The 24,118-nt window shown below is 38.6% G+C and carries 22 protein-coding genes and 1 tRNA gene; 12 read left to right on the top strand and 11 right to left on the bottom strand.

Translation table 11 applies throughout. The features are described from left to right. The first annotated feature begins 69 nt into the window (after positions 1-69). Positions 70-309, top strand: coding sequence for a hypothetical protein (locus tag H6G69_RS32285; protein ID WP_190693637.1), 240 nt, complete (start codon positions 70-72; stop codon positions 307-309). Positions 310-394: 85 nt separating this feature from the next. Beyond that, positions 395-1,696 carry an Arm DNA-binding domain-containing protein gene (locus H6G69_RS32280; RefSeq protein WP_190693635.1) on the top strand — a complete coding sequence of 434 codons (1,302 nt, stop codon included), beginning with the start codon at positions 395-397 and terminating at the stop codon, positions 1,694-1,696. Between the two features lie 203 nt (positions 1,697-1,899). On the opposite strand, the gene H6G69_RS32275 is transcribed toward H6G69_RS32280, so the two are convergent. The 5 genes from H6G69_RS32275 to H6G69_RS32255 all read right to left on the bottom strand — a co-directional run bounded on the left by H6G69_RS32275 (position 1,900) and on the right by H6G69_RS32255 (position 8,179). Next, entirely contained in the window at positions 1,900-3,138 is a 1,239-nt protein-coding gene (locus H6G69_RS32275) for a site-specific integrase (protein WP_190693633.1), read from the bottom strand. Positions 3,139-3,369: 231 nt separating this feature from the next. Further along, positions 3,370-3,441, bottom strand: a tRNA-Cys gene (locus H6G69_RS32270). Positions 3,442-3,770: 329 nt separating this feature from the next. Then, entirely contained in the window at positions 3,771-6,401 is a 2,631-nt protein-coding gene (gene acnB, locus H6G69_RS32265; protein ID WP_190693630.1) for a bifunctional aconitate hydratase 2/2-methylisocitrate dehydratase, read from the bottom strand. Positions 6,402-6,790: 389 nt separating this feature from the next. Beyond that, the gene (locus H6G69_RS32260; RefSeq protein ID WP_190693628.1) at positions 6,791-7,711 is read right to left on the bottom strand and encodes a DUF4351 domain-containing protein; all 921 of its coding nucleotides are present in this window, start codon (positions 7,709-7,711) and stop codon (positions 6,791-6,793) included. Between the two features lie 135 nt (positions 7,712-7,846). Next, entirely contained in the window at positions 7,847-8,179 is a 333-nt protein-coding gene (locus H6G69_RS32255) for a hypothetical protein (RefSeq protein WP_242072261.1), read from the bottom strand. A 168-nt stretch (positions 8,180-8,347) separates the two neighbouring features. Between H6G69_RS32255 and H6G69_RS32250 the strand changes: the two genes are divergently transcribed. The 6 genes from H6G69_RS32250 (at position 8,348) to H6G69_RS32225 (ending at position 11,845) form a co-directional block, all read left to right on the top strand. Then, positions 8,348-8,686, top strand: a complete 339-nt coding sequence (locus H6G69_RS32250; RefSeq protein WP_190693626.1) for a type II toxin-antitoxin system RelE/ParE family toxin — start codon at positions 8,348-8,350, stop codon at positions 8,684-8,686. After that, entirely contained in the window at positions 8,679-8,972 is a 294-nt protein-coding gene (locus tag H6G69_RS32245) for a DNA-binding protein (protein WP_190693624.1), read from the top strand. Before H6G69_RS32250 ends, H6G69_RS32245 begins: the two co-directional genes overlap by 8 nt. A 226-nt stretch (positions 8,973-9,198) precedes the next feature. Further along, a complete protein-coding gene (locus H6G69_RS32240) occupies positions 9,199-9,519 on the top strand; it encodes a 2Fe-2S iron-sulfur cluster-binding protein (RefSeq protein WP_190693622.1) in 321 nt (106 codons plus the stop codon). A 113-nt stretch (positions 9,520-9,632) separates the two neighbouring features. Next, entirely contained in the window at positions 9,633-9,812 is a 180-nt protein-coding gene (locus tag H6G69_RS32235) for a hypothetical protein (RefSeq protein ID WP_190594927.1), read from the top strand. A gap of 333 nt (positions 9,813-10,145) precedes the next feature. Beyond that, on the top strand, positions 10,146-11,183 hold the full coding sequence (locus H6G69_RS32230) for a DUF3326 domain-containing protein (protein WP_190693620.1): 1,038 nt from the start codon (positions 10,146-10,148) through the stop codon (positions 11,181-11,183). 80 nt (positions 11,184-11,263) lie between these two features. Further along, positions 11,264-11,845 carry a CPBP family intramembrane glutamic endopeptidase gene (locus tag H6G69_RS32225; RefSeq protein ID WP_190693619.1) on the top strand — a complete coding sequence of 194 codons (582 nt, stop codon included), beginning with the start codon at positions 11,264-11,266 and terminating at the stop codon, positions 11,843-11,845. A 177-nt stretch (positions 11,846-12,022) separates the two neighbouring features. Here the strand turns inward: H6G69_RS32225 and H6G69_RS32220 are convergent, their stop codons facing one another. Continuing rightward, on the bottom strand, positions 12,023-13,291 hold the full coding sequence (locus H6G69_RS32220; RefSeq protein ID WP_190693617.1) for an FAD-dependent hydroxylase: 1,269 nt from the start codon (positions 13,289-13,291) through the stop codon (positions 12,023-12,025). Positions 13,292-13,468: 177 nt separating this feature from the next. Here H6G69_RS32220 and H6G69_RS32215 point away from each other — a divergent pair, with 177 nt between their 5' ends. From H6G69_RS32215 to H6G69_RS32205, 3 genes are all read left to right on the top strand, one after another. Next, a complete protein-coding gene (locus H6G69_RS32215; protein WP_313952604.1) occupies positions 13,469-14,335 on the top strand; it encodes a DUF2235 domain-containing protein in 867 nt (288 codons plus the stop codon). A gap of 54 nt (positions 14,336-14,389) precedes the next feature. Then, on the top strand, positions 14,390-16,027 hold the full coding sequence (locus tag H6G69_RS32210; protein ID WP_190693615.1) for a peroxidase family protein: 1,638 nt from the start codon (positions 14,390-14,392) through the stop codon (positions 16,025-16,027). Between the two features lie 114 nt (positions 16,028-16,141). After that, positions 16,142-17,335 carry a catalase gene (locus H6G69_RS32205; RefSeq protein ID WP_190693613.1) on the top strand — a complete coding sequence of 398 codons (1,194 nt, stop codon included), beginning with the start codon at positions 16,142-16,144 and terminating at the stop codon, positions 17,333-17,335. A gap of 116 nt (positions 17,336-17,451) precedes the next feature. On the opposite strand, the gene H6G69_RS32200 is transcribed toward H6G69_RS32205, so the two are convergent. The 4 genes from H6G69_RS32200 to H6G69_RS32185 all read right to left on the bottom strand — a co-directional run bounded on the left by H6G69_RS32200 (position 17,452) and on the right by H6G69_RS32185 (position 21,931). Next, a complete protein-coding gene (locus tag H6G69_RS32200; protein WP_190693612.1) occupies positions 17,452-17,727 on the bottom strand; it encodes a hypothetical protein in 276 nt (91 codons plus the stop codon). Positions 17,728-18,463: 736 nt separating this feature from the next. After that, complete coding sequence (locus H6G69_RS32195) at positions 18,464-19,222, bottom strand: YebC/PmpR family DNA-binding transcriptional regulator (protein WP_190693610.1); 759 nt, start codon at positions 19,220-19,222, stop codon at positions 18,464-18,466. A gap of 146 nt (positions 19,223-19,368) precedes the next feature. Then, on the bottom strand, positions 19,369-20,349 hold the full coding sequence (locus H6G69_RS32190) for a sucrase ferredoxin (protein WP_190693608.1): 981 nt from the start codon (positions 20,347-20,349) through the stop codon (positions 19,369-19,371). A gap of 979 nt (positions 20,350-21,328) precedes the next feature. After that, positions 21,329-21,931 carry a DedA family protein gene (locus H6G69_RS32185; protein WP_190693606.1) on the bottom strand — a complete coding sequence of 201 codons (603 nt, stop codon included), beginning with the start codon at positions 21,929-21,931 and terminating at the stop codon, positions 21,329-21,331. A 123-nt stretch (positions 21,932-22,054) separates the two neighbouring features. Between H6G69_RS32185 and H6G69_RS32180 the strand changes: the two genes are divergently transcribed. Further along, a complete protein-coding gene (locus H6G69_RS32180) occupies positions 22,055-22,837 on the top strand; it encodes an ABC transporter permease (protein ID WP_190693604.1) in 783 nt (260 codons plus the stop codon). 116 nt (positions 22,838-22,953) lie between these two features. On the opposite strand, the gene H6G69_RS32175 is transcribed toward H6G69_RS32180, so the two are convergent. Then, entirely contained in the window at positions 22,954-23,592 is a 639-nt protein-coding gene (locus H6G69_RS32175) for a Uma2 family endonuclease (protein WP_190693603.1), read from the bottom strand. Between the last annotated feature and the right edge of the window lie 526 nt (positions 23,593-24,118).

Genomic DNA, 24,118 nt, shown 5'->3' with positions numbered 1-24,118 from the left:
ACGCCTTCCTGAAACCTCAGAAACATTCATCTATATTGCCATGATTCGTATTATGGTCAGACGACTTGCATGATTTTTGACTCGCTTCCACTTTTAAAACATCCTCTTAAAGAACATACAGAAACTTACCAAAGATACTGGTCTGATAATTCCCATGCCATAATTTATGAAAAAATGCTAAGTCGTCAGCAGGAATTAGAAACAATCCCGGATCAAAGTCTCTCTCATAGCGAACTAGAAACCTTATTAACAAAAGCCAATCAGCGCATTGCGGAACTAGAAGCTGAATTACTCAATTATGAAAGTTAGCTTACAGGCGAATCAATCAGGTTAAGTGAGAAAGTCAGAGTGATTATAAATAATCCAATTTATTTGCTCAATTCTTTTAGGTTATATGAAAAAATCCAAGTCAATCAAACACACTTATCGTGCATCTAAAGGCACAGCTAATATTCAAGTAAATGGCAAATATCTACGTATTCAACTGCCTAGACATCTTTATACAGGTAAACAAAAATACTTACCATTAGGATTGATTAATACACCAGAAAACTGGACTATAGCAGAAGCTAAACGACAGGAAATTCAAAGAGATATTGATTATGATAATTTTGATGTAACTTTAGATAAATATCAAGTACACGCTAAAAATTCAACTAGTAATAGGAATGATGAGTCAGATGAAAAACTGACTTTTAAGGAAATGTTAGAGGTTTTTGAGAAAAAATATTTTCGCAAACGCAAAAAGGGAAGAAAATCTCAAGATAGTTTTTCTCAATATCGACAATTTATTATCCGTGCCTTTCAATTCAAAGAGAATTTTGACTTTTACTTGTCTAAAAAAGATATTGACAAAGCAATTTATTCCACTGAAGCTGGTTCCTCTACTAGAAATAGAACAGTAGTTGCTCTTAAAGTTTTCTTAGGTTGTTTCAAATTTGAATATGAATTTGAATCAGGCCTAACTGCTGGTTATAGACCAGAAAAAAGAGTTTTACCAACTGATGACGAAATTATCGATGCTTGGCACAAAATTCAAGTCGAAGGCAAATGCTGCCAATATGAGTATAGAGGCAATGGAGAATCTTGGGGTTGGATATTTGCGGTAATTGCTACTTACGGTTTAAGACCTCATGAGGTCTTAGCAATTGATTATGAAAAATCTTTTCAGCCTCCATACTTCCCTATATATATTAATGAAAAAATTACTGGAGGAACTAAAACAGGTTCAAGATTAGTCTACCCACTTCTTTATAAATGGGTAGCACATTTTGACATAGCTAGTACCAAAACAAAATATATAGATGAATCTAGAGAGCTTTTTCAGACAAAAATCCGAACATTTGCGGATCGATTTGGCGAAAGATTAAAAAACAAGGGTATAAACTTTAGAGCTTATGACTTGCGACACCGTTATGCCATTCGGGGACGTGAATTAGGATTAGATAGCCATGAATTAGCAAAATGGATGGGTCATACTTTGGATGAACATACCCAAACTTATCAAAAGTATTGGACTGACAATTCACACTCTATTGTTTACAAGGCAGGACTGCGACGCATTGAAGAGTTAGAAAGAATTAAAAATGGAGGACTTCCTATTAGCGAGTTAGAAGCTGAATTAAAGAAGGCTGAAATCCGCATTGCTCAGTTGGAAGCTGAGTTGTGTCTTAGAAAAAAGCTGGCAGCAAAATAACCATCTGTGATTTAGATACGCATCTCTATGTAAAACATTAATTTTTGATATTACTAATATTTTTAGCTCTATCACTACCGTTATGAACTTTAATAGTAAATACCAAATAGTTATAAGTTGTGTTCCTGACAAAAATCTGGTTTTAAAAGTTCTGGAAAAAACCTGGCCGGTGTTTCAGTCTAAGGGAAGCGATAGAACTAAGCTTATATCTCTGGCACCTGTAAATTACGTTTATTACCTGCGTAATGCTTGTAAATAATTTCCGGAGAGTTGCCAACCCACCTTCCTACATCCTTCGCATCAATATCAGCTTCCAGACAAAGAGTGATAAAAGTATGCCTACATTGGTAAGGTTTGCGATATTCGCTTACTACACCCTGTTTTACAAGTTGAGTTACGATTCCATCTATATATGTACCACGATGATTTTTGTAACCTTTCCAAGCATGATTGAGAAAATCTCCAAAGTCTACTATGCCACCTTTTTTGCTTCTAAAGATAAAGTCATCTGGGTTGCAATTTCCTGGTTTGATCGAGTCTAAAATTTCACGTTGCTGACTATTAATCGGAAAACGTCTTTGATTTTGAGTCTTTAATCCATTTTTGAGGGCTAACCCTTTAGTACTGATTGTGATTGCTTGCTCAAATGTGATGTATCTCTCACTGATATGCTTCCATTGAAGGGCGATCGCTTCTGATGGTCTGCAACCAGTAAAAAACAAAAATTTTACTAAAGGAGCGTAGTAACTGTAGAGTTTACTTTCCTCAAAAGCTTTAATTATAATGTCGCGTTCTTCTCTAGTGAAGGGATTGATTTCATATTCAACCGATTCTGATTTCGGTGTCTGAATATCTTTTGCCATATTTTGGAAGGGATTAGATTCAATCAGTTGGCTCTTAAGCGCCCAATCACAACAAGCATTAATATTTGTCAGAGTACGTTTAGCTGCATTAGCACTAAGATTTTGTACCAAATAGTCTCGAATTGCGATCGCATCATCCAAATTTTTAGTTGGTAAACTAGCGATGTGATTGCGATACTTTCGATAATCAACAGCGTAAGTCGAAGGGCTAACTTGTGGTTTTTTAAACTCAGCATATTTTTCCCATAATTCTCCCAAGTCAAATTGAGGGCTAGCTGAAGGTGGAACTGATGTAATTGGGGTAACAGTAGTTAATGACGCTGCTGGTTTGTACTTAACCAAACTGGCATCAAACTCACCGTAATCAATATCCCTCTGGATTTTTGCCGCTAAAGTTGATGCCTGATGTCTGCCTAAAGGCGTATCATATTGTCCTGTAGAAAGGTAGAAACGCTTGGTTTTTAGCTCTCCTGTCGGCGTAATAATAGGATGGGAAAAAACTAATTGGAGACTGCCGTTAGAGTTCTTTATCTGCACTGAATGCCTAGGGGCAATACTTTGAGATTTTTGAGATTCCATAAGGTAATTGACTGGGGTAAACACCTTTATCCTTTTACTTTACCCCAGTTTTACCCCAGAAATAGTGATTGGGGTAAATACCTTTGCCTTACATCTTTACCCCAGTTTTACCCCAGTTGTTTCCCCAAACTACCCAAAATAACCCCAAAAATTGTAGAAAGCTTGGAAAACAAAACCTTTAACGCCCAATAAAAAAAGGCTTGAAAGCCCTGTAATCTTGATATTTCTTAAAGGCGACACCCGGATTTGAACCGGGGGATAAAGGTTTTGCAGACCTCTGCCTTACCACTTGGCTATGTCGCCGTACTTGCTTTCTCTTGTCTGCTCTGTTGCTTTTTGAGTTTACAGGAGCCAACTAGGAGCCAAAACACTAGCTTAACTAATATAGCTCACGTAAAGCTTACTTGCAACCTTAACAATAGAGAAGCATAACCAACTGCTGACTAGAGCTAACCAAGAACAGGGTGTGGGGTGTGGGGTGTAAGGATTCTATGGGACGCTCTACTAGTTGCACTACAGCCTGTTTTTCTACTTTTACTGCTAGGGTTGCAAATGCTTTTTGACCACAAAGAACACATTCGCTTGGACGATAAAGTAGAGTGGGTATTTTCCACCCTACTATATTGCTCAAACTATACTAACAAAGCCTGCTCTTCTTTAGAAATCACGCGCCCTTCATCCTCAAAACCAGTAATTTGATCAAAGTTCAAATACCGATATAAATTATCAGCAAAAGGATGAATTTTATTTGCCACAATATCAAGATATTCTTGCACTGTAGGAATACGCCCCAATAAAGCGCAAACTGCGGCTAATTCTGCTGAACCTAGATAGACTCTGGCATCTTTGCCCATCCGGTTATTGAAGTTGCGGGTAGAGGTAGAAAATACAGTTGTGCCATCAGCAACTCGCGCTTGATTTCCCATACATAAACTGCAGCCTGGCATTTCTGTTCTCGCACCGGCTGCACCAAAAATACCGTATACACCTTCTTCTTTTAATTGGTGTTCATCCATACGGGTGGGTGGTGCTATCCACAAACGTGTTTTAACTGCACCTGCACCTTCTAAAACTTTTGCAGTTGCGCGATAATGACCAATATTTGTCATACAAGAACCAAGGAAAACTTCTTGTACTGGATCATTAGCAACTTCTGATAATAACTTAACATTATCAGGGTCGTTGGGAGCAGCAACAATTGGTTCTGTGATTTGGTTCAAATCAATTTCAATTATTTCTGCATATTCCGCATCTACATCAGCTTCTAGTAACACTGGGTTGGCTAACCATTCTTCCATTTTGGCAACGCGGCGCATAATTGTGCGTGCGTCTTGATAGCCTCTGGCTACCATATTTTTTAACAGTGCAACATTAGAACGCAGATATTCTGCAACTGTTTGTTGACTCAATTTAATGGTGCAGCCTGCACAAGAACGTTCGGCGGAAGCATCGGTAAGTTCAAAGGCTTGTTCTACTTTTAAGTCTGGTAAGCCTTCGATTTCTAAAATTCTGCCGGAGAAGATGTTTTTCTTGTTTTGCTTTTCTACTGTCAACAAGCCTTTTTGAATGGCGATGTAGGGAATGGCGTTGACAATATCTCGTAAGGTGATACCAGGTTGCAATTCACCTTTAAACCTTACCAAAACTGACTCTGGCATATCCAAAGGCATAACACCCAACGCACCCGCAAAGGCAACTAACCCAGAACCTGCGGGGAAGGAAATACCCAAGGGGAAGCGGGTGTGAGAGTCGCCACCTGTACCTACTGTGTCGGGTAATAGCATCCGGTTTAGCCAAGAGTGGATGATACCATCGCCAGGACGTAAGGCCACACCGCCACGTTGGGCAAAGAAGTCGGGGAGATCGTGGTGAGTTTTGATGTCTACGGGTTTGGGATAGGCGGCGGTGTGACAGAAACTCTGCATTACTAAGTCTGCACTGAAGCCGAGACAAGCGAGTTCTTTGAGTTCGTCACGGGTCATTGGCCCTGTGGTATCTTGAGAACCAACGGTGGTCATGATGGGTTCGCAGGATGTACCAGGACGCACACCGGTTAAACCGCAAGCTTTACCGACCATTTTTTGGGCGAGGGTGTAGCCTTTACCTGTGTCTTTTGGTTGTTGAGGACGGATGAATAAGGTGCTTGGTTCTAAGCCTAGGGCTTGGCGGGTTTTGTCGGTGAGGGTACGCCCGATAAGTAGAGGGATGCGTCCACCTGCGCGGACTTCATCGAGGATAGTGTCGGGTTTGAGGGTGAAGGTGGAAATAACTTCGCCGTCTTCGTTGGTAATTTCACCTCTGTAGGGATAGATGGTAATTACCATGCCGGTTTCGAGTTGGGTAACATCGCATTGTATGGGCAAAGCACCGGCATCTTCAGCTGTATTGAAAAAGATAGGAGCGATCGCACCACCTAAAATGTATCCTCCCGCACGTTTGTTGGGAACATAAGGGATATCTTGTCCTGTATGCCATAACACGGAGTTAATAGCCGATTTCCGCGAAGAACCAGTCCCGACAACATCCCCAACATAAGCCACGGGATGTCCCTTTTTCTTTAATTCGGCAATGGTTTCTAAGCTGCCTGGTTGCCGTGACTCTAACATAGCCAAGGCGTGGAGGGGAATATCTGGGCGGGTGGTAGCGTGGGTGGCTGGTGATAAGTCGTCGGTGTTGGTTTCCCCAGGCACTTTAAAGACGGTGACGTTAATGTATTCTGGAAGTTTGGGACGGAGGGTAAACCATTCCGCTTCTGCCCACGAGTTAATTACCCGTTTAGCATAGGGGTTAGTTTTGGACAGTTCCAAAACATCATGAAAGGCATCATACACCAATAAGGTTTTGCTGAGGGCGGCGGCGGCGTAGGCTGCAATGGGTTCTTTACCTTCGCCACCCATAACCAACGGTGTTTCGGAGGAGTCTGATACCGATGTGGTGGAAAATTGCAGTAACTCAATTAAAGATTGTACGTTGTAGCCGCCTACCATTGTTCCCAGTAATTCTACGGCTTCAATGGGAGAAATAATAGAGCTTTTAATTTCTTGTTTAGCAATAGCAGTCAAGAACCCAGCTTTGACATAGGCGGCTGGGTCAACTCCGGGGGGGACGCGATCGCGTAACAAATGTAATAATGTTTCTTCTTCACCCTTGGGCGGATTTTTCAGTAATTCACACAATTCTGAGGTTTGCTTCGCATCCAACGGTAAAGGGGGAATTCCTAATGCTGCCCTTTCGGCGACTTGTTGACGGTATTGTTCTAGCATTGTTCTATTCTCCGTTGGGATGTTCTTCCCTTAATTATGAATTATTTTTAGGCAAGACTTGGCTATAAGAGTTTAGCCTATTTTATAGCTGAAAGCCTTACTGGTAATTGATTATTGATAATTTTGACTAATACTTAAATGATGGTTTTGCGTATTAGTTCTCATTAAAGATATTTTACTGAGTGCGATCGCTATTCTGCGGTGATGAATTTTTGTCTTGATGATAGAAAAGATGGGTTATCAATATACAAGACTAATATTTAATTTCTGAAATGTACGTAGGATGTGTTAGCGACAGCGTAACGCATCTATTACAAAGTTTTCGGTGCGTTACGGCTTACGCCTAACACACCCTACAAATACTGGTTTTTAATACATCTATTGATGACTTATTCTGAGTGTTGATTTAACCAAGTTTCTAAATCATTAACACTAGAGAAATCTAGCAATGCTTCACCAAGATTTTCTAGCTGTTCAATTGATAAGCTTCTAATTTGCTCAATTAATAATGCCTCTATTTCACCAAAACGACGATTTAGTAGACGAAGTATTAATCCTTGTCCTTCTTCTTGTCTGCCTTCTTGTCTGCCTTCTTGTCTGCCTTCTTGTTTGGCTTGTTCTCTGTCTCTTTGATAAAGTGGTTCTAAACGCATGATTAACTCCCGATCATCTGCTTCTAGTTCTTGATTTAATCTTAAATTTTGGCGCAAGTTGTAAACTAATTCTAGGGTGGCTTGTTGGTAGGGATGATCTAATGGTAACGCTTGCAACTCAACAATTGCTTGTGACTGCACATTTCCTCTACCTAAAAGCCTTAGCCATAAAGTTTCCGATGTTGCTGGTAATTGATGTATGGCGATAATTGCTGTGCGTAAGTTATCAGCCAGAAAATGTACTCCTGATATCCAATCTTCTTTTTGAATAGTTCTAAAACCAGATAATTTAGTTTCAGATATGGTTGGAGTCAACACCCACAACTTAGGGATTTCTGAGTCTTGCAGTTTGGTTTTGTTAGTTTTTGCTTCTCGCCGCAGATAAGCTTTGACTTCTAATAATTTGAGTAGACAATCGCAAATTTCATCAGTAGAAGCTGGATTACGGAAAGGTTCTATGATGGCAGGATTTTTGGCAAGCCTGCCTAGTAAGCCTAGTATTTGTAAATTAGCTTTTTGCTGGGGAAAAGGAGTAAATAAAACATCTATTTCTTTAATTTCTCCTGAGACTTTTTCTGAGGCTTTGACTTCCCCGTAGTTTTTTAAGAGTTCTTCAAGGTAGTCTTTAGCAAATTGATCATGTATAAACCGGGTCATTTAATTTTAAGATGGCGGAAGTTCTGTATTAATGCCCAGATTATATAGCAATACTGAACTATTTATGATGCTATAAATACCCGACTTTTTAAATAAGTCGAGTATCTGTAAAACTTGCATTTTGGCAAACTGTCTTTAAATGTTACGCAAGGGTACTAAGGTGGTTACTGCATTTTCAACTGATGTTTTATCTGGGTTAGGTTTTAAGCGTGTTAATCTACTTTTGCGGATACGCTCGCTTTCTCTAATACCACCTGCTAGTTCATATTCATTACTGTTTCTGCCGTACTTAAAACCAACTCCTGTCACCATTCTATCTGAAACTTGTTTTAAGGTTTTTTCCATTTCATCTAGCTTTTGTTTAGAAGAATCTATGACTGCTAGAGCAGAATTATCTTTCCACGACATAGAACCAATGCCAAAAGGTAGACTTAAAGAGACAGTTTCTAAGGAAACGCGATCGCGCATAACTATAACTAAGCAAATTTAACTATATTTAGTGAATATTATAGTAATTGACGAAACTCTTCTACCAAAGCATTTTCAGGATATGCTAATGAAATGCGATCGTATTACTTTTAATTAAGATTGTGATACATTAGCACCAAATACTGCACAAAATTTCATCAGTTTATTATGGAAGTCCAACCAAAGGAGATCAGGAATTATTTAAAAACTGATGGTACAGATATTTTTTCTGAGTGGTTTGATTCTCTGCGGGATAGAAAAGCAAAAGCTAAAATTAGAGCAAGACTTGACAGAGTAGAAGCAGGCAATTTAGGTGATTGCAAATCAGTTGGCGATGGAGTTTTTGAACTTAGAATAGACTATAGTTCTGGCTACCGCATATATTTTGGTCAAGAAGGTTCAATAATTATTATTCTTTTATGTGGTGGGGATAAAAGCACTCAAGAAAAAGATATTGCTAAAGCCAAGGAATATTGGCAAGACTACAGGAGTAGAGATGATGCCTAAAAGTAAAAGCTACCACGAAAAATTGATACAAGACTTAAAAAACCCCCTAGAAGCAGCCGCTTACATTGAAGTAGTTTTAGAAGAAGGCGACCCAAAAATGTTAAGTAAAGCACTGCAAAATGTCATAGAATCACATGGTGGAGTTGATCAGCTTTCTACACAAGTCCAGGAACTCTACAATAAACTTGACAAAATGCTATCTGAGAAAGGCGAAATTGAGTTTTACAGTCTCAATTCTGTGTTAGATGCTTTAGGCTTACATTTGGCAGTCACAGTAAAGGCATAATTTATAAAGCTATTCTATCAAAGCATCGCTTATAACCATCAAAAATATATATTGCGCGATCGCTTAATTAAAATGTGAATGTTAAAAAGCAAAAGTTTTATCTCACGCAAAGGCGCAAAGAGTTATGGGAAGTTTGGCAAAGTCAAAAGTTTATTGAATATCTGCGATATGATTAAACAATTCCGATATAATAATAAATTTGGCTATTGCACTCATTTTTTAGTATATGTCCACAATCTACACCGTAGAGCTACATCACCAAGGCAAAGTTCATACTCTGCAAGTTCCTGAAAACGAAACTATTTTATCTGTTGCCGATGCTGCTGGGTTAGAACTGCCTAGTTCTTGTCATGCAGGTGTATGTACAACTTGCGCCGCGCAAATTACCGAAGGAACTGTAGACCAAGCTGATGGTATGGGCGTTAGTCTAGAATTACAAAAACAAGGTTACACATTACTTTGTGTCGCTTATCCCCGTTCTGATTTGAAAATTGAGACTGAAAAAGAAGAAATAGTTTATCAGTTGCAATTTGGCAAAGACCAATAAAGTAAGAAGTGTGAAGTATGAAGTCTGAAAGGATAAAATTTCATACTTCATACTTCATAATTCATACTTTATTCCGCTATTCTAAAACAAATTAATAAAAAGGATGAACGGCGATGACTACTCATTTTATTACCGCAGAAATCGACATTCAAGAAACTCCTACTGAGTTGCAAAAAACAATTGAAGCTGAGTTGAAAAAACAAGGTGAACCTCTGCGTTGGGCTATTACATCTGTAGATGAGGCACAGCAGAAAGTTGCAGTCGAAGCAGTTGTGACTACAAGTGCTGAGTAAAGGCTACATAGAAAACTCTCAATTTTTATGTTCAACCACATCCCGCCTAGAACTAAAGTTCCCAGCTCATAGCCAAAGTCCACAAAGCGTGGACTGAAATACATTTTTAGTTGAGTCATCTGAAGATGACTTGCGCTATGAGACTCGGAATTCATTCCGAGGCGGGATAGATGCACTACACAGATATTTTCTTAAAGCTTTCAAACTGTCCTAACATATTTGACTACCTTATATATGACTAAGTGACACCTAACAAAACTTTGATGTTGGGTTTCGCTATCGCTTCACCCAACCTACATCTATCGCCAGAAAAATCTAGCACTCAGCACTGAAATGCGTCCTTACACTGCGATTTTAATTGTACCTACTGGCGTTGGGGCGGCGATTGGGGGATATGCGGGTGATGCTATACCTGTTGCTCGAACTTTAGCACAGGTTTGCGATCGCCTGATTACTCACCCCAATGTTCTCAACGGCGCAAGTTTATATTGGAATATCCCCAACGCATTTTATGTGGAAGGTTACGGGTTAGATAAATTTGCGGCTGGTGATTGGGGTTTACGTCCAGTCCGCAATAATAAAGTAGGTTTGCTTTTAGACCAAGGCATTGAACCAGATTTATTACTACGTCATCTGCAAGCTGCTGATGCGGCTAGGGCAACCCTGGGATTAACAATTACAGATTACGTTATTACAGATACTCCATTAAATGTAGAATTACGTACCTCAGCATCAGGGGCAAGTTGGGGAACCATTGGCAACCCAGATAGTTTACTGCGGGGTGCAGAAAAACTCATACAAAAAACTGGGGCAGAAGCGATCGCAGTTGTCGCCCGTTTCCCTGATGATATGGATGAAGATGCTGTACAGAATTACCGCCAAGGTAAAGGTGTAGACCCTTTAGCCGGTGCAGAAGCCGTAATTAGTCATTTACTAGTCAGAAACTTACAAATTCCTTGCGCCCATTCGCCAGCCCTCGCCAGCGCCCCTCCTTATCCCGATTTAGCTCCGCGTTCCGCCGCCGAAGAATTAGGCTATACTTTTTTACCAAGCGTACTTGTAGGCTTAAGTCGCGCCCCGCAATTTATTGTCGAGAAACAATTATTTACATCTTACCAAGATGATATTTGGGCTGATCAAATAGATGCGGCGATTGTACCTGCAAACGCTTGTGGTGGCAGTGCTTTACTTAGTTTAAGTCAAAGCCAATGCCAAATAATTACAGTCAAAGATAATAAAACCCAAATCCAAGTTCCAGCCCAACCTTTAGGAATCAAATCCATCCAGGTAAACTCGTATTTAGAAGCAGTTGGTTTATTGCTGGCTCTCAAAGCTGGCATCAACCCCAATGCTTTAGTCAACCATCAATAATCATTTATTTTTTTTCGCCCCCTATCTCCCTTCCCTCATTTCATACTTCATACTTCATACTTCACACTTCATACTTTCCCGTGGTAGAACAACAAAAACAAGACCCAGAAGTTCCATATTTATCGCGTACCCAAGTGCTAGTGGCAATGGGTGTGACTTCCATTCTGTTATGGACAGTGGCCAAAGCATGGCTGCGCTTTGGTAACGTTTATTTATTTAAATGGCAATGGAACCCGATTCATTTTCTTTGGGGCATTGGTGTAGGAGTAGCAATCACTGTATTTAGTGGTTTAGTTTATCGCTTGTGGCTTCCTTACCGTAAAAGTGCAGACTATTATTTACAGTTAGTATTAAAGCCTTTGGCTTGGCCTGATTTAATTTGGTTGGGTTTACTACCAGGTTTAAGCGAAGAATTATTATTCAGAGGTGTAATGCTGCCCGCTTTAGGCTTAGACCATGTTGCAGTGATTGTCTCTAGCCTTTGCTTTGGCGTTTTACACCTCAGTGGTTCGCAACAATGGCCTTATGTGCTTTGGGCAACAGTGATTGGGTTAATTTTAGGATATAGCGCGCTGTTGAGTGGCAATTTGTTAGTGCCGATTGTTGCCCATATTATGACAAATTGGGTTTCTAGCTATTTTTGGAAGCTCCAACAACGGTAAATATTTTATGGAAATAACGGAAATATTCAGAAGTCAAAATTTAGGGGAGAGAATAGCCTCTCCCCCTAGCTTTGAAAACTCAATTTTGTACTTACTAGAGGTAATTTTAGAGAAATTTTCACTTATCTCACCAACAATGGCATTGGGTACAGTACTTCCATTTGCAGAATTAGATTTTTAAAACCGCTGTGCTAATTGCGGAGTACGCCCTTTTAGCCCAATCATTAACTTGAGGGCAAATACTTTTAAAGGTGGAACTCGCTGCATTAACCATAAACCCAAACGTCGCACCACAACCAAAGGTAAGATTTGATTAGAAAACATCCTATCTAACAAATCGGTGAATCCTAAAATTGCCAAGTTTTCCAGTTTTCGCCAGTTTTCATAGCGTTTGAGAACTTGAATTTTACCGATGTCTTCGCCTTTAGCATGGGCTGTTTGGATAACTTGCGCCAATGCGGCTGCATCGCGGATACCGAGATTTAAGCCTTGTCCGCCAACGGGATGACAGTTGTGGGCTGCGTCACCAATTAATGCTAACCGAGGAAGGACATAGCGATCGCTTTGCATCAGTTGAACTTGGAAAATAAACCGCTCGCCTAATAATTCCAGTTTGCCCATTTGATTACCAAACCGACGGCTAAGTTCTGCTAAAAATTGCTCATCATCCAACGCACACAAAGCCTTCGCTTCTTCATGGGGGGCTGTCCAGACAATGCGGCAACGGTTCCCTGGCAAAGGTAAAATCGCAAACGGGCCGCTAGGCCAAAATCTTTCGTAAGCCGTATCGTTGTGGGGTTTTTCTGGTTTAACAAAAGCAACTATACAAGACTGCCAATATTTCCAGCCATGAGTTTTAATACCTGCTGCTTGGCGAATAGGCGATCGCGATCCATCAGCAGCTACTAGTAACTTACTACGAACTGTATATATCTGCTGAGAAATCTTAATATCAATTGTCACAATATCCTGCTGATGCTTTGTATTTACCACTTCAGCCGGACACAAATAATTTACATTGGGGCATTTCTGCACAAATTCCTGTAATGGCTGCAACAAAGCTTGGTGTTCGGCGACGTAACCCAACTCTGATGTACTTTTGTCAATATCAGTTGATGCAAATTCCACCACATCAGGATAATCGGCATCAGAAAGCCGCACATGGCAATATTTAGCAATGTGGGGTAAGATTTTGTGCCAAACTCCAATACCTTGGTAAATCAAAGCCGACAGCATATGAACTGCATAAGCTTGGCCTTTAGCGACAGATGCTGATGTTACCTTCGCCTCAATTAGCAGTATATTCAAGCCAGAATCTTTCAAAGCTGCGGCTAGGGTTAACCCAACAATTCCACCGCCGACAATCACCAAATCATAGTCATACCCCCGTTTGTCTGTTGCGGGTTGCTGGGGGGAAATAGTTTGAGTAAACTGCGTTAGCGCCATTGTTAAGAGAAATTAAGCAATCCTAACTATTATTCTTACGCGATCGCCCCCAATAGAGCAAGTTAAAACCTAAACTCTCAATGCTGCCATCAAAATAACTCAGTAATTCGTGAATTTTTCTAACTCATGTACCTGGCTTAAATGTCTTAACTGTCTTAACTGTCCGATTCAAGGAGAGTGAAAGTAAATTTATTGTACTTAGGTGGAGCAACGGGATTAGGAATTGATCAAAATATCGAAGATTGCTATCGATTTCTGGTGCTGAACTATGTTCCTGGTGATGAAATTTATTTGTTTGGCTTTAGTCGTGGTGCTTATACAGTCAGAAGTCTAGCGGGAATGATTTATTGTTCAGGTTTGCTAGACCGACCACATATCACCAAAGCCCATGAAGCTTACGAACTTTATCGCAAACGCAATGTCAAGCCCAAAGATCAAGAAGCTGTAGATTATCGGAACAAATATGGCGATAGCGTTCCGATCACTTTAATTGGTTGTTTTGATACTGTTGGGGCGCTGGAAATTCCTGCGTTAGCCGCCTTCAAAGAATTCCACGACCAACTGAATCAGCGTTACAGATTTCACGACACCACTTTAAATAAAGATATCCAAAATGCACTGCACGCAATGGCGATCGATGAAATTCGGGAAATCTTTGATGTCACCCCCATGAAACCCCATCCTGAAGCTGAAAAGCAACGGGTAATTCAAAAATGGTTTCCTGGTGAACATGGTTGCGTTGGTGGTGGAACTGAAGAATATAGCGGCTTATCTGATGCAGCCTTGCAGTGGATGATTGATTCCGTTAGTGATTTAGGACTGGGACTGGAATTTGATACCAGCGTCATTCCCACAGGGATCAACCCAAATTATAAATGCGAATTTAAGAATGACCCTGGATTCTTTAAATTGGCAGGAATCAAGCTGCGGGATGTTGGCGACGCAATTGAAGAACTACACGACAGCACAATCAACCGCTTAAAAGTCCGCCAAGACTATCGCCCCAAAAATTTACAAAAGATTATTGCAAAAATCTTAGATTAACTGCCAATTTTGGCATTTTTGTTTTTACTTGTAATCAATACAGAGGTAAGTATTATGGCTGGTAAAAGAGACACATCCAGAGATGGTTTAAACAACAAAATTCAAACATTTGTTTTAACCCATTTTAAAGGAATTTGGGGATTACTTCAAAGTAATGAATCTATTAAACGGAAAGTAAATAAAGCATTGCTCAATAGTCTCATCTACAAAATTCCCACTCGCCCCAATCCCTACAGTATGATGACGCTAGATAAGCATATTCCTGATACAGACAGACCGAAAAAAACTGATACTTATACTTCCTGGGAATCACTCAACGATCGCACTTATACAGGCAGACACTTACCACCAGATCCCAAGCTCAACAAGCCAGAAAATCTCCCCAAAGTTGAAGACCTAGCTGTTTTATTCCGCAAACGAGATGGTCAAACCATTTACTCTAGCAAATCAACTATGCTGTTTCCCTATTGGGTACAGTGGTTTACCGATAGTTTCCTCCGCATCGATCATCAGAACAAATTAAAAAATACATCCAACCATGAAATTGACTTGTGTAATGTTTATGGTTTAACCAGAAAACAAACGCATCTTTTAAGAAGCTTTGAAGGCGGTAAATTTAAAACTCAAAAACTCAAACGCCAAGACGGAGTAGAAGAAGAATATCCCCTATTTTATTATTCTGACCCAGCACAAGGTATAGTTGACTCTCAATTTGCTGGTCTTTATGAACCCATCAATGATGAAAAAAGACAGCCAGCCGATAAAAAACAATATATGTTTGCGATGGGTGTAGAAAGAGCCAATGTCCAAATTGGCTATGTCATGCTGAATGTTCTTTGTCTGCGCGAACACAATCGTCTGTGTGATGTCTTATCCAAGAATTATCCTGATTGGGATGATGAACGTCTCTTTCAAACTGCCAGAAATATTCTCATGGCAATTATTCTCAAAATCATTATGGAAGAGTACATTAACCACATTACTCCTTATCACTTTAAGCTATTTGCTGATCCAGAAGCTTTTACTAAAGAAAGTTGGTATCGTACCAATCACATGGCCATTGAATTTGACTTTGTTTATCGTTGGCATAGTGCAATTCCTGAAAAATTTGTTTGTAACGGTAAACCAACTCATGTTGTCGAAACTCTCTGGAACAATAAAATATTAATTGACCAGGGTTTAGGCTCATTAATGGAAGAAACTTGTTCGCAAGCAGGGACAAGAATTGGTTTATTTAACACGCCTGATATCTTAGTTGAATTAGCTGAATTACCTTCCATCAGACTCGGCAGAGAACTACAATTAGCCAGCTACAACGATTACCGAGAATTGTGTGGTTTCCCCAGAGTCACCAGCTTTGATCAAATTACTGGTGATGAATTTACTCAACAAAAACTCAAAGAATTCTATGGTCATGTTGATAATATTGAGTTCTTTGTAGGACTCTACTCAGAAGATGTGCGACAAAATTCTACGATTCCTCCGTTAGTCGCAAGGTTAATTGGGATTGATGCTTTTTCCCAAGCTCTGACCAATCCTTTACTATCACCGAAAATCTTCAATAAAGATACGCTTTCGCCTATTGGTTGGGAAATCTATCAAACTACCAACACCGTCTCAGATTTAGTAAATCGCAACGTTCCGTCATCAGGTAAAAAGTATAAAGTTACTTTTGATCTGCACAAAGCATAGTTAATTTGAGTTTGATTGATAGAGACAAACAGATCCCCGACTTCTCAAAGAAGTCGGGGATCTAAAACTCTCATGTTTTAATTTAATTCTTCTACTTATCTAGCAACTGAAAAAATGAAACTATTTACTGAATATCCAGAACAAGAAGAAGCTAAATACTGCGCTTTGATGAGTGAGCTAGTCAAAAAGAATATGGATAATCTGTACAAAGGTGAAAAGCAGAAAATCGCCAAGCGAGACACTCACTCTAAAACCCACGCGGCTGTTCAAGGTACTTTAGAAATTTTTGACTTTGATGAAGCAGCAATTAAACAAGAATTGCGCCAACGTACTGCATTACCTGAAGCTGAAATTCAAGGAATTTCCCTCAAACAAGGTTTATTTGCTCAAGCAAAACAATATCCGGTGTGGCTAAGATTTGCCAGTGGAGCATTTTCAGTCAAAAATGATTATGAAGGCGATACACGCTCAATGGCAGTTAAAATTATAGGTGTAGAAGGAGAACGAATACCCCACAGTCATGAGTTACACACCCACGATATTATTGTTCATAATCATGATGTCTTTTTTGTAAGAACTATTAAAGACTTCTACAGCTTCTTTTTGACAATTTATCGAGCCGGGTTGTTTCCACTTTTGAGGTTGTTGGTGCTAATTTGGCTCAAGTTACATCCCTACGAAGCCACTCTTTTACAAACCAGTTTCAAACGGTTTCCTAAAAGTTTACTCACAGAACGCTATTGGAGTGCTTCAGCTTATGCTGTGGGACTCAAATCAGATTTTGACCCATCCCAAGTAGGTCGAGTTCCTGTAGAATACCCAGCAGTCATTAAATATGGGTTTGTTCCAGTTTCTAGTCAAGCACCTCATCAACCACTATCTCTAGAGTCAAGACCAGGAAGTGAGCTTCAACGTGTTAAAACTTCTGGTGCAGAGGATAACTATTACAGAGAAGATATTATGCAAGCTTTAGCCAAGCCAGATGCAGAATATACTTGGGATTTTCAAATTCAATTTCAAACCAAACCAGAAATGTCTGTTGATGATTCCACAATTGTTTGGAGTGAAGAAGAATCACCATTTTTTACAATTGGTCGTCTGACGGTTAAACATCAAAAAGTCGATTCTCCCCTAGAAAATGACTTTGGTGAAAATCTCCAGTTTTCGCCAGGAAATGGTTTAGCGGTGCATCGTCCTGTTGGTGCAATTAATCGCTTACGTTCTGTTGTCTATCCTATTGTTGCTAATTCCCGTCATACAAAACGCGGAGTCAAATATCAAGAACCAACCAGTGAAACAACAGTTTAAAAGTAGTAAAACTAGTAATTAAAAAAATCTCGCTGATATCTGCGGATAACAGCGAGTTGCAAACTGATTATTTACCTTTCCAGAAAATTGAGAATATAGAAATCTATGTAGAACTATTATTTGTGAGCTTTGTTAGCAGCAGTAGATTTATTCGTTAAATTTGTAACGGAGTGCTTGCGATGCTTTAAGTGTTTTGTATGTTTAACCTTACCTGATTTTACCTGACTCTTGCTCTTAGTGATAGCAGCTTTGTGATGAATTTTAGTATTTGTTTTAGCTAAAGGTGCTGTTTTAGTAGTAGATGTGGTTTCCGCATGAACAGCAGGCGTAATAACAGCAAGAGGTGAAGAAATGACCAAAGCTAAGACTAAAACTTTAATGATGTTTTTCATTTTTGTCCTAATTTCTACTCGATGAGTTGATGGTTTAAATATGCCATTTACTTATGTCATTTGCTTGTTTTTGATATGGATTTTTTGTGAATTTAATAATTTTTATCGACATAAAAAAACTGCTGTGATTTACAGCAGTTATGATGTAGTACAGGGCAACATATTATAAAAAATTAGGAAAATAAACCTAAAATTTAGAGGCTATTTTAAAAGTTTTGGGCGAATATAATTCGCTACTACACCAGCAAAGTCCGCACTTCGACAAGCTCAGTGACCACCTGCACGGACTAATGAAAAATCAATAGTTTTTAACCCACGCAGGTTGGTTTTGTCTGTGTAGCCAAGCCATTGCGTTGGGCGGGTTCCCCGACTTGAAGCAAATGGCGCGCGATTTCTAATCGCTTTTAAAACAACCTCTTATTCGTTGAGGAATCTAGGAGTGGGAAAAAGTTAGATTTTATAGTTAATACTATAGCCTCCTGTAAAATTGTCTTTGGAGAAATGGCTGATTAGTCTTCTCTAAAATGCAGATGAAGACGGAAAACATCTTTTAATTTGAGAAGACTAAAGCCAGATTAACCTTGAAGCTAATTACTTAGGGAGAATAGAAATCTCATCAGTAATCTACAAACCAAACTATCGCAAAGCAGTGTGTCATTATTTTGTTCTGTATATAAATTTTCTGTGTCAAATTGGACAAAAATGACAAACTATTAACGACCTAGTTTATAGATGCTTAAACGACACTCACAGCTAATAACTGTTCTGACATATCAAAATTAGATGTGACGTTCTGCACATCATCTAAGCTTTCTAGAGTATCGATTAACTTGAGTAGCGCGCGCGCCTGCTCTGACTCTGTAACCTCAACATTATTACTGGGAATCCAGCGCAATTCCGCATCAGTTACTTTAAAACCCTGATCTTTGAGGGTTTGGTTGAGAAATTCTAAATTAGCCACCTCAGTAAATACTTCCACAGTTTCATCTTCTGTGATTTCATAAGATTCAGCACTGCCTTCTAAAGATGCTTCTAAAAGTTTTTCTTCATCAACCACACCTTGAACAACGCACACGCCTTTTTGGTCAAACATCCAACTCACACAACCAGTCTCACCCAAGTTTCCACCGTTTTTGCTAAAAGCTGCGCGTAAGTCTGCTGCTGTCCGATTGCGATTATCAGTGAGGGCTTCAACTAAAATTGCTACACCACCAGGCCCGTAACCTTCGTAGCGAATCTCTTCCAAGTTACTATGATCACCGCTAAATGTACCTGCACCTTTAGCGATCGCTCGTTCAATATTATCATTAGGAATTCCCGCCGCCTTGGCTTTTTCGATTGCGGTACGTAATTGAAAATTACCGGCTGGATCTGCTGTACCATTTTTCGCCGCTAAAATAATCGCCCGTGATAACTGAGTAAAAGTCTTTCCCCTTTTTGCATCTACTACAGCTTTTTGGCGTTTAATATTAGCCCATTTACTATGACCTGCCATAACTTGAAACTATGTATGTACTCTCCAAAGATTAGGATATACATAGCTCTAGCCAAGTTGCAAAGGCACAGTTAAAGTAGACAGCGTAAAACTAAATAGAATTTGTGGTAGATTAGCAACCCCTGAGTTTGCGCAAATACTACAAATTAGTATTTACTCAAACTGAGTACTTTTGTTGAAATCAAACCTAAATTAACTACAGCATATTTAACTAGTAGTGATTCTTTCGTGGCATTACAAGTACTTTTGAGCTTCAAAGACTTAGTATGATCCTTGACCAAGGTAGCTTGATAAGTATAAAGAGAGCCATCAGCATTTTTACAACTCAATTCCGCTAAAAATGTGTTGTTGTCTAAGCTTTGCTCAAGAATTTTTGCACTAACTTTATAGTTAAACCAATCCCATCCATGATAGAGCATTATTTCTCTTTCTAAAACTTGTAACTGGCTGGGCAAAATTCCCCAACCTCGATAAACTTTTGCTAAACATTTGATATCGCCAGTTCGCGTTAATATCGATGTCAAAGAATCTTGATCTAGCGCGCCATAATATCTTGCTTCGGGTAAATCTATGGCTGTGGGTGCAAAGCGATGTCCACCAAAATGACTAGATTTCCAAAGCCGCACATTGTCTAAATTTAAATTACTAATTGTATTCGTAGCATGGAAATAAAAAGGGTTGCCATATCTTGCACAGCACTTATCATGACTACCGTGAGTACACACTAAAATATCTCTTGTTGCGTCTGTGTATACTTGATAATCACTAGTTTGATTGTACAACCACTTTTTGACAACTCCTGCTACGTTTTCAATATTAGGTAGTTGAAATTCATACTTTTGATATCCATTATTTAGACCTGGCTTTTTTTGATAAATCAATAAAGTGGTTTGGTCTGTTTTATGAGATACATCATTAGCAATTAGTAAAAATCTAATTGGTAACTTAGCATTGTGTATTTCCTCTACCAAAAGATGTAAATTTTTTGGAACCCATCGAGAGTTAAATGCATCTGTAGTCCAAGGTGGCGGACATTCCACTAAAATATAAGTTTCGTAATTGGTAGCACTACCAATCAAATCTTCTCCTACTTCTCGTGCATAATCAGAACAGAAAAAGGTATTCATCGGACTTAACTCATCTATGGGTTTTACGAGTAAAGGGGTGGGTAAATAATAATTGTGTTGATGACTACAATTTCTTCAACCCAAAAGTTAAACAAGAATAATGTGCATTTACTTCTTAAAAGTAAACTGCCACTTTATAACATCTTTCTGGGAAAAATTTTGTTTGTTTAATCAAATCTCTACAATATTATCCACTAGTTAAAAACAAGATAATGTTGTGTTTTTACAGAAAAAGTTTAAATTCTTGATTAAATTAAGTAAATAAATAGCGATCGCTGCAATATAAGCTGTGAATAGCTGATTCCATTGCCTCGTTTGTAGACTATAAATCATTAATAGCATATTGCAAAAGATTCTCAATAGATTCTGAAAAAAATATTTAAAACCAGATTCTTTTGTATCAAAAAATACAAAAATTCATTTGCTTTACATTCTACCAGTGTAACTGACTAGTAAGAAGTATGCTCTCGACTGTAGTAGAATTTCGTCACAATTGCAAGCATTTGCAACGATTTATCATGTTGACCTTTATCTTGAACTCTATATTAGCAAACTAAAATTTGACCTCAAGCCCTTCACGCTGAACTATTGGGATTTATCAATTAAGTCGATAAAAATTCTCAATTATTGGCTTGCTCAGGTGATGAACTGACTACCCAGTTAAATAGCCTGGGTAGCTGACATACATCTATCAAGGTAAAAACCAGAATTTATGCCACTAGGTAAATTGTCAGGTTTTGTATTTTTCCATCCTTGACTCACAATTAAATTAAAAGTTGCGCCAATGAGGAAAAAGCAAGTATTTTCTAATAATTAAGTAGAGATTGATATCTACTGACTTCTTAATTATCAGCTTTAACCATAAGCTCCTCATATTCCCTAAGTAAGATTTTTAACAGACTTCGATAAATTCAATTATTCAATAATCAAGAGCAATATCTTTATCCTTTGCTGTCTCTGCTAACCCTATCGGAAGTTTCTAATGATTAGCTTTATTTTCTTTAAGGATATGCAGAATAGAAGGTACTAAAGAAATGACTACTATTAACCCAATAATTGGTAATAAATATTTATCAACTTGTTCGGCTGGTAAAGATTTACCTAAAAAGAAACCTAACATAGTCATACCAACAGTCCAGGTAAATCCGCCGATTAAGTTATAGAACATAAAAGTCCGGTAATGCATTGCACCTAACCCAGCCACAATTGGTGCAAAAGTTCGCACTATCGGCACAAATCTAGCTAAAACTATGGTTTTCTTACCGTGTTTTTGATAGAATTTTTGAGTTTTAACTACGTGTTTTTTATGAAAAAACAATGAATCTTCTCTTTGAAAAAGTTTTCTGCCAAATTTATGACCAGTAACGTAGCCGATATTATCACCTAAAACAGCGCAGATAAAAGCACCAATAATCAAAATCCAGATATTTAATAAATGCTGAGAAGCAACAAATCCAGCTGTAAAAAGTAGACTATCACCCGGCAGAAAAAAACCGATTAGTAAACCAGATTCCGCAAAAATAATTGCCCATATTCCAAAATAACCTATTGATTTAATTAGCTCTGGTAGGTCAAAATGCATAAATTATTACATCCTAATTAAAGAAAATTCAGCTTAGTTAATTTTTAAGAGTTCAATGAATTAATTAATCTTATGATACTTACATAATTTATGATGTTTGTCTGTATCAAATTATAGGTGAAAATGAAAAGATATTATAAGTTGATCGGATTGTTTTGGAGTACTGCGATCGCAGCAGAAATGGAGTATCGACTCAACTTTGTTGTTGCTACGCTTACCAGTTTAGGGAATTTAGCCGGCAGCATTTTTAGTTTATTTTTGTTTTATCGCACTGGTTACACGTTTGCTGGTTGGTCATGGGAAGCAGCTTTAGTAGTTTTGGGAATTTTTACGTTGCTGCAAGGCTTTTCAGCTACATTTTTAGCTCCTAATTTAAATCGGATTGTTCGTCATGTCCAAGAAGGTACTTTAGATTTTGTACTACTAAAACCTATTCGCAGCCAGTTTTGGCTATCTACTCATACTCTTTCTCCGTGGGGTTTACCGGATATTATTTTTGGCAGCATGATTATTACTTATGCAGGTAGCCATCTCGGCTTAAGAATCACTAATTATCTGCTAAGTGCTGTACCACTGTTCTTTGGCTTAGTAATTCTTTATAGCTTGTGGTTTATGCTGGGAGCCACTAGCATCTGGTTTGTCAAAATTCATAATGTCACAGAAGTATTGCGGGGTTTGTTAGAAGCTGGCAGATATCCAATGGTGGCCTATCCTGTGGCTTACCGCTTCTTTTTTACCTTTGTAGTACCAGTGACATTTTTAACAAATATCCCCGCAGAAGCAATGCTGGGTAGAACTGATTTGACCTGGATGATAGGTGCAATGATGTTGGCAGTAATTTTATTTTGGATTTCTACAAGCTTTTGGCGGTTTGCACTGCGTTTTTATACTAGTGCTTCGAGTTGAAATAGATGGATGCGATCGCATTTTAGACCCTTACATCCTTTCACCCAATCTCCATAAACAAACTTTGTGCGTAAGTCCTGAAAGTTTTGGAGTATTTGCGCTCATCCTAGCCATTGTTACAAATTATTTTCCATCCACTTCCTAAAATTACGGATAGCTTGACTTCTACCAATAGTCAAACACTGCTGAACATACTCATTAACTAATTCAATAATCGGTATATTAGAGAAGTTGGGGCTAGATTGAGATTGAATATATTTACCATCTTGGAGTACAAAAATTTCTAAACCTTGGTTTGTATATCGCCAAAGTTCAGGAACTCCTAAAATTTCATAATTGTTAAATCGAGTCCGAGATGTGATATCAACTTCAATTGCTAAATCTGGTGGTGGGTCTATATTTAAATCAATCCGGTTTTTCCCGATCACAGCAGTATGATTTTGAATATAAAAAGAGGTGTCTGGTTCTACTGCTTGCCGCATTCGCTCATTTTTAAGTGTTGTAGAACCAAATGGTTCAAAATCAATCTGGAGTTTGTCTAGTAAATTTCTGACTAACTCTCCAAAAATTTCTTTATCTTTTTCATGCTCAGGTAGAGGAACCATAATTTCTAACCAACCATCACTATAAGAGATACGTGCGGCACGTTTATCTCCCATTTCTTCTAAAATATTTTCTAACTGCTGCCAACTAATATCTTTCAGCAACATTTGGTGTCCTGGTTTGACGATAATCTGTTGCAGTTTTAAAAGCATATCGCCTCTGGCTTGGGTTTAGTTCTGATTATAAGGAATTAGAATGCGATCGCACTTCAAACACATCATGATTAAAGGCGAGCCTACGTAAGGACAAGTATTTAGTCAGACTTAATTACGATTTCTGTGTTCAAGACTGAGAATAATACGGTTAAGCCTAGCTAAAAGTTTGAAGCATTTCAGTTTTTGAGAATTTCTTGTCATCAATACTGAAGAAGGGTGGAATAAAGCCCAATACGGTTCAGTTAAGGCAACAACTTAGACTGGTGTAGGTTGGGTGGAGGAACGGAACCCAACATTCACGCATACTTTGTTGGGTTAAGCTATCGCTACACCCAACCTACTATTCTCTTAACTGAACCGTATTGGAATAAAGCCTTGCTCCTGTATTCGTCATAAACTATAAGCCGCGCTTATGAGGTAGTTAAGTAAACTTTTAGTCAAACTTCTTTACAAACCGTTACAAAGCCTCTAAGATATAAATCATTACAGGTAAAAACACCTGAAACATACATAACAAAAGCAA

It is taken from the genome of Nostoc sp. FACHB-110 (assembly GCF_014697425.1).
Taxonomy (GTDB): domain Bacteria; phylum Cyanobacteriota; class Cyanobacteriia; order Cyanobacteriales; family Nostocaceae; genus Nostoc_B.
Note: the sequence above shows the minus strand (reverse complement) of the source record. Positions and strands in the feature narration are given on the sequence as shown.

Excerpts from the sequence above, each read along its gene's own strand:
- H6G69_RS32275 (WP_190693633.1), bottom strand. The coding sequence starts at position 3,138 with ATGGAATCTCAAAAATCTCAAAGTATTGCCCCTAGGCATTCAGTGCAG.
- H6G69_RS32210 (WP_190693615.1), top strand. The coding sequence starts at position 14,390 with ATGGCTGGTAAAAGAGACACATCCAGAGATGGTTTAAACAACAAAATT.
- H6G69_RS32245 (WP_190693624.1), top strand. The coding sequence starts at position 8,679 with ATGCCTAAAAGTAAAAGCTACCACGAAAAATTGATACAAGACTTAAAA.
- H6G69_RS32200 (WP_190693612.1), bottom strand. The coding sequence starts at position 17,727 with ATGAAAAACATCATTAAAGTTTTAGTCTTAGCTTTGGTCATTTCTTCA.
- H6G69_RS32250 (WP_190693626.1), top strand. The coding sequence starts at position 8,348 with ATGGAAGTCCAACCAAAGGAGATCAGGAATTATTTAAAAACTGATGGT.
- H6G69_RS32285 (WP_190693637.1), top strand. The coding sequence starts at position 70 with ATGATTTTTGACTCGCTTCCACTTTTAAAACATCCTCTTAAAGAACAT.
- H6G69_RS32205 (WP_190693613.1), top strand. The coding sequence starts at position 16,142 with ATGAAACTATTTACTGAATATCCAGAACAAGAAGAAGCTAAATACTGC.
- H6G69_RS32240 (WP_190693622.1), top strand. The coding sequence starts at position 9,199 with ATGTCCACAATCTACACCGTAGAGCTACATCACCAAGGCAAAGTTCAT.
- H6G69_RS32190 (WP_190693608.1), bottom strand. The coding sequence starts at position 20,349 with ATGAATACCTTTTTCTGTTCTGATTATGCACGAGAAGTAGGAGAAGAT.
- H6G69_RS32220 (WP_190693617.1), bottom strand. The coding sequence starts at position 13,291 with ATGGCGCTAACGCAGTTTACTCAAACTATTTCCCCCCAGCAACCCGCA.
- H6G69_RS32235 (WP_190594927.1), top strand. The coding sequence starts at position 9,633 with ATGACTACTCATTTTATTACCGCAGAAATCGACATTCAAGAAACTCCT.
- H6G69_RS32195 (WP_190693610.1), bottom strand. The coding sequence starts at position 19,222 with ATGGCAGGTCATAGTAAATGGGCTAATATTAAACGCCAAAAAGCTGTA.
- H6G69_RS32260 (WP_190693628.1), bottom strand. The coding sequence starts at position 7,711 with ATGACCCGGTTTATACATGATCAATTTGCTAAAGACTACCTTGAAGAA.
- H6G69_RS32280 (WP_190693635.1), top strand. The coding sequence starts at position 395 with ATGAAAAAATCCAAGTCAATCAAACACACTTATCGTGCATCTAAAGGC.
- H6G69_RS32175 (WP_190693603.1), bottom strand. The coding sequence starts at position 23,592 with ATGCTTTTAAAACTGCAACAGATTATCGTCAAACCAGGACACCAAATG.
- H6G69_RS32180 (WP_190693604.1), top strand. The coding sequence starts at position 22,055 with ATGAAAAGATATTATAAGTTGATCGGATTGTTTTGGAGTACTGCGATC.
- H6G69_RS32255 (WP_242072261.1), bottom strand. The coding sequence starts at position 8,179 with ATGCGCGATCGCGTTTCCTTAGAAACTGTCTCTTTAAGTCTACCTTTT.
- H6G69_RS32185 (WP_190693606.1), bottom strand. The coding sequence starts at position 21,931 with ATGCATTTTGACCTACCAGAGCTAATTAAATCAATAGGTTATTTTGGA.
- acnB (WP_190693630.1), bottom strand. The coding sequence starts at position 6,401 with ATGCTAGAACAATACCGTCAACAAGTCGCCGAAAGGGCAGCATTAGGA.
- H6G69_RS32230 (WP_190693620.1), top strand. The coding sequence starts at position 10,146 with ATGCGTCCTTACACTGCGATTTTAATTGTACCTACTGGCGTTGGGGCG.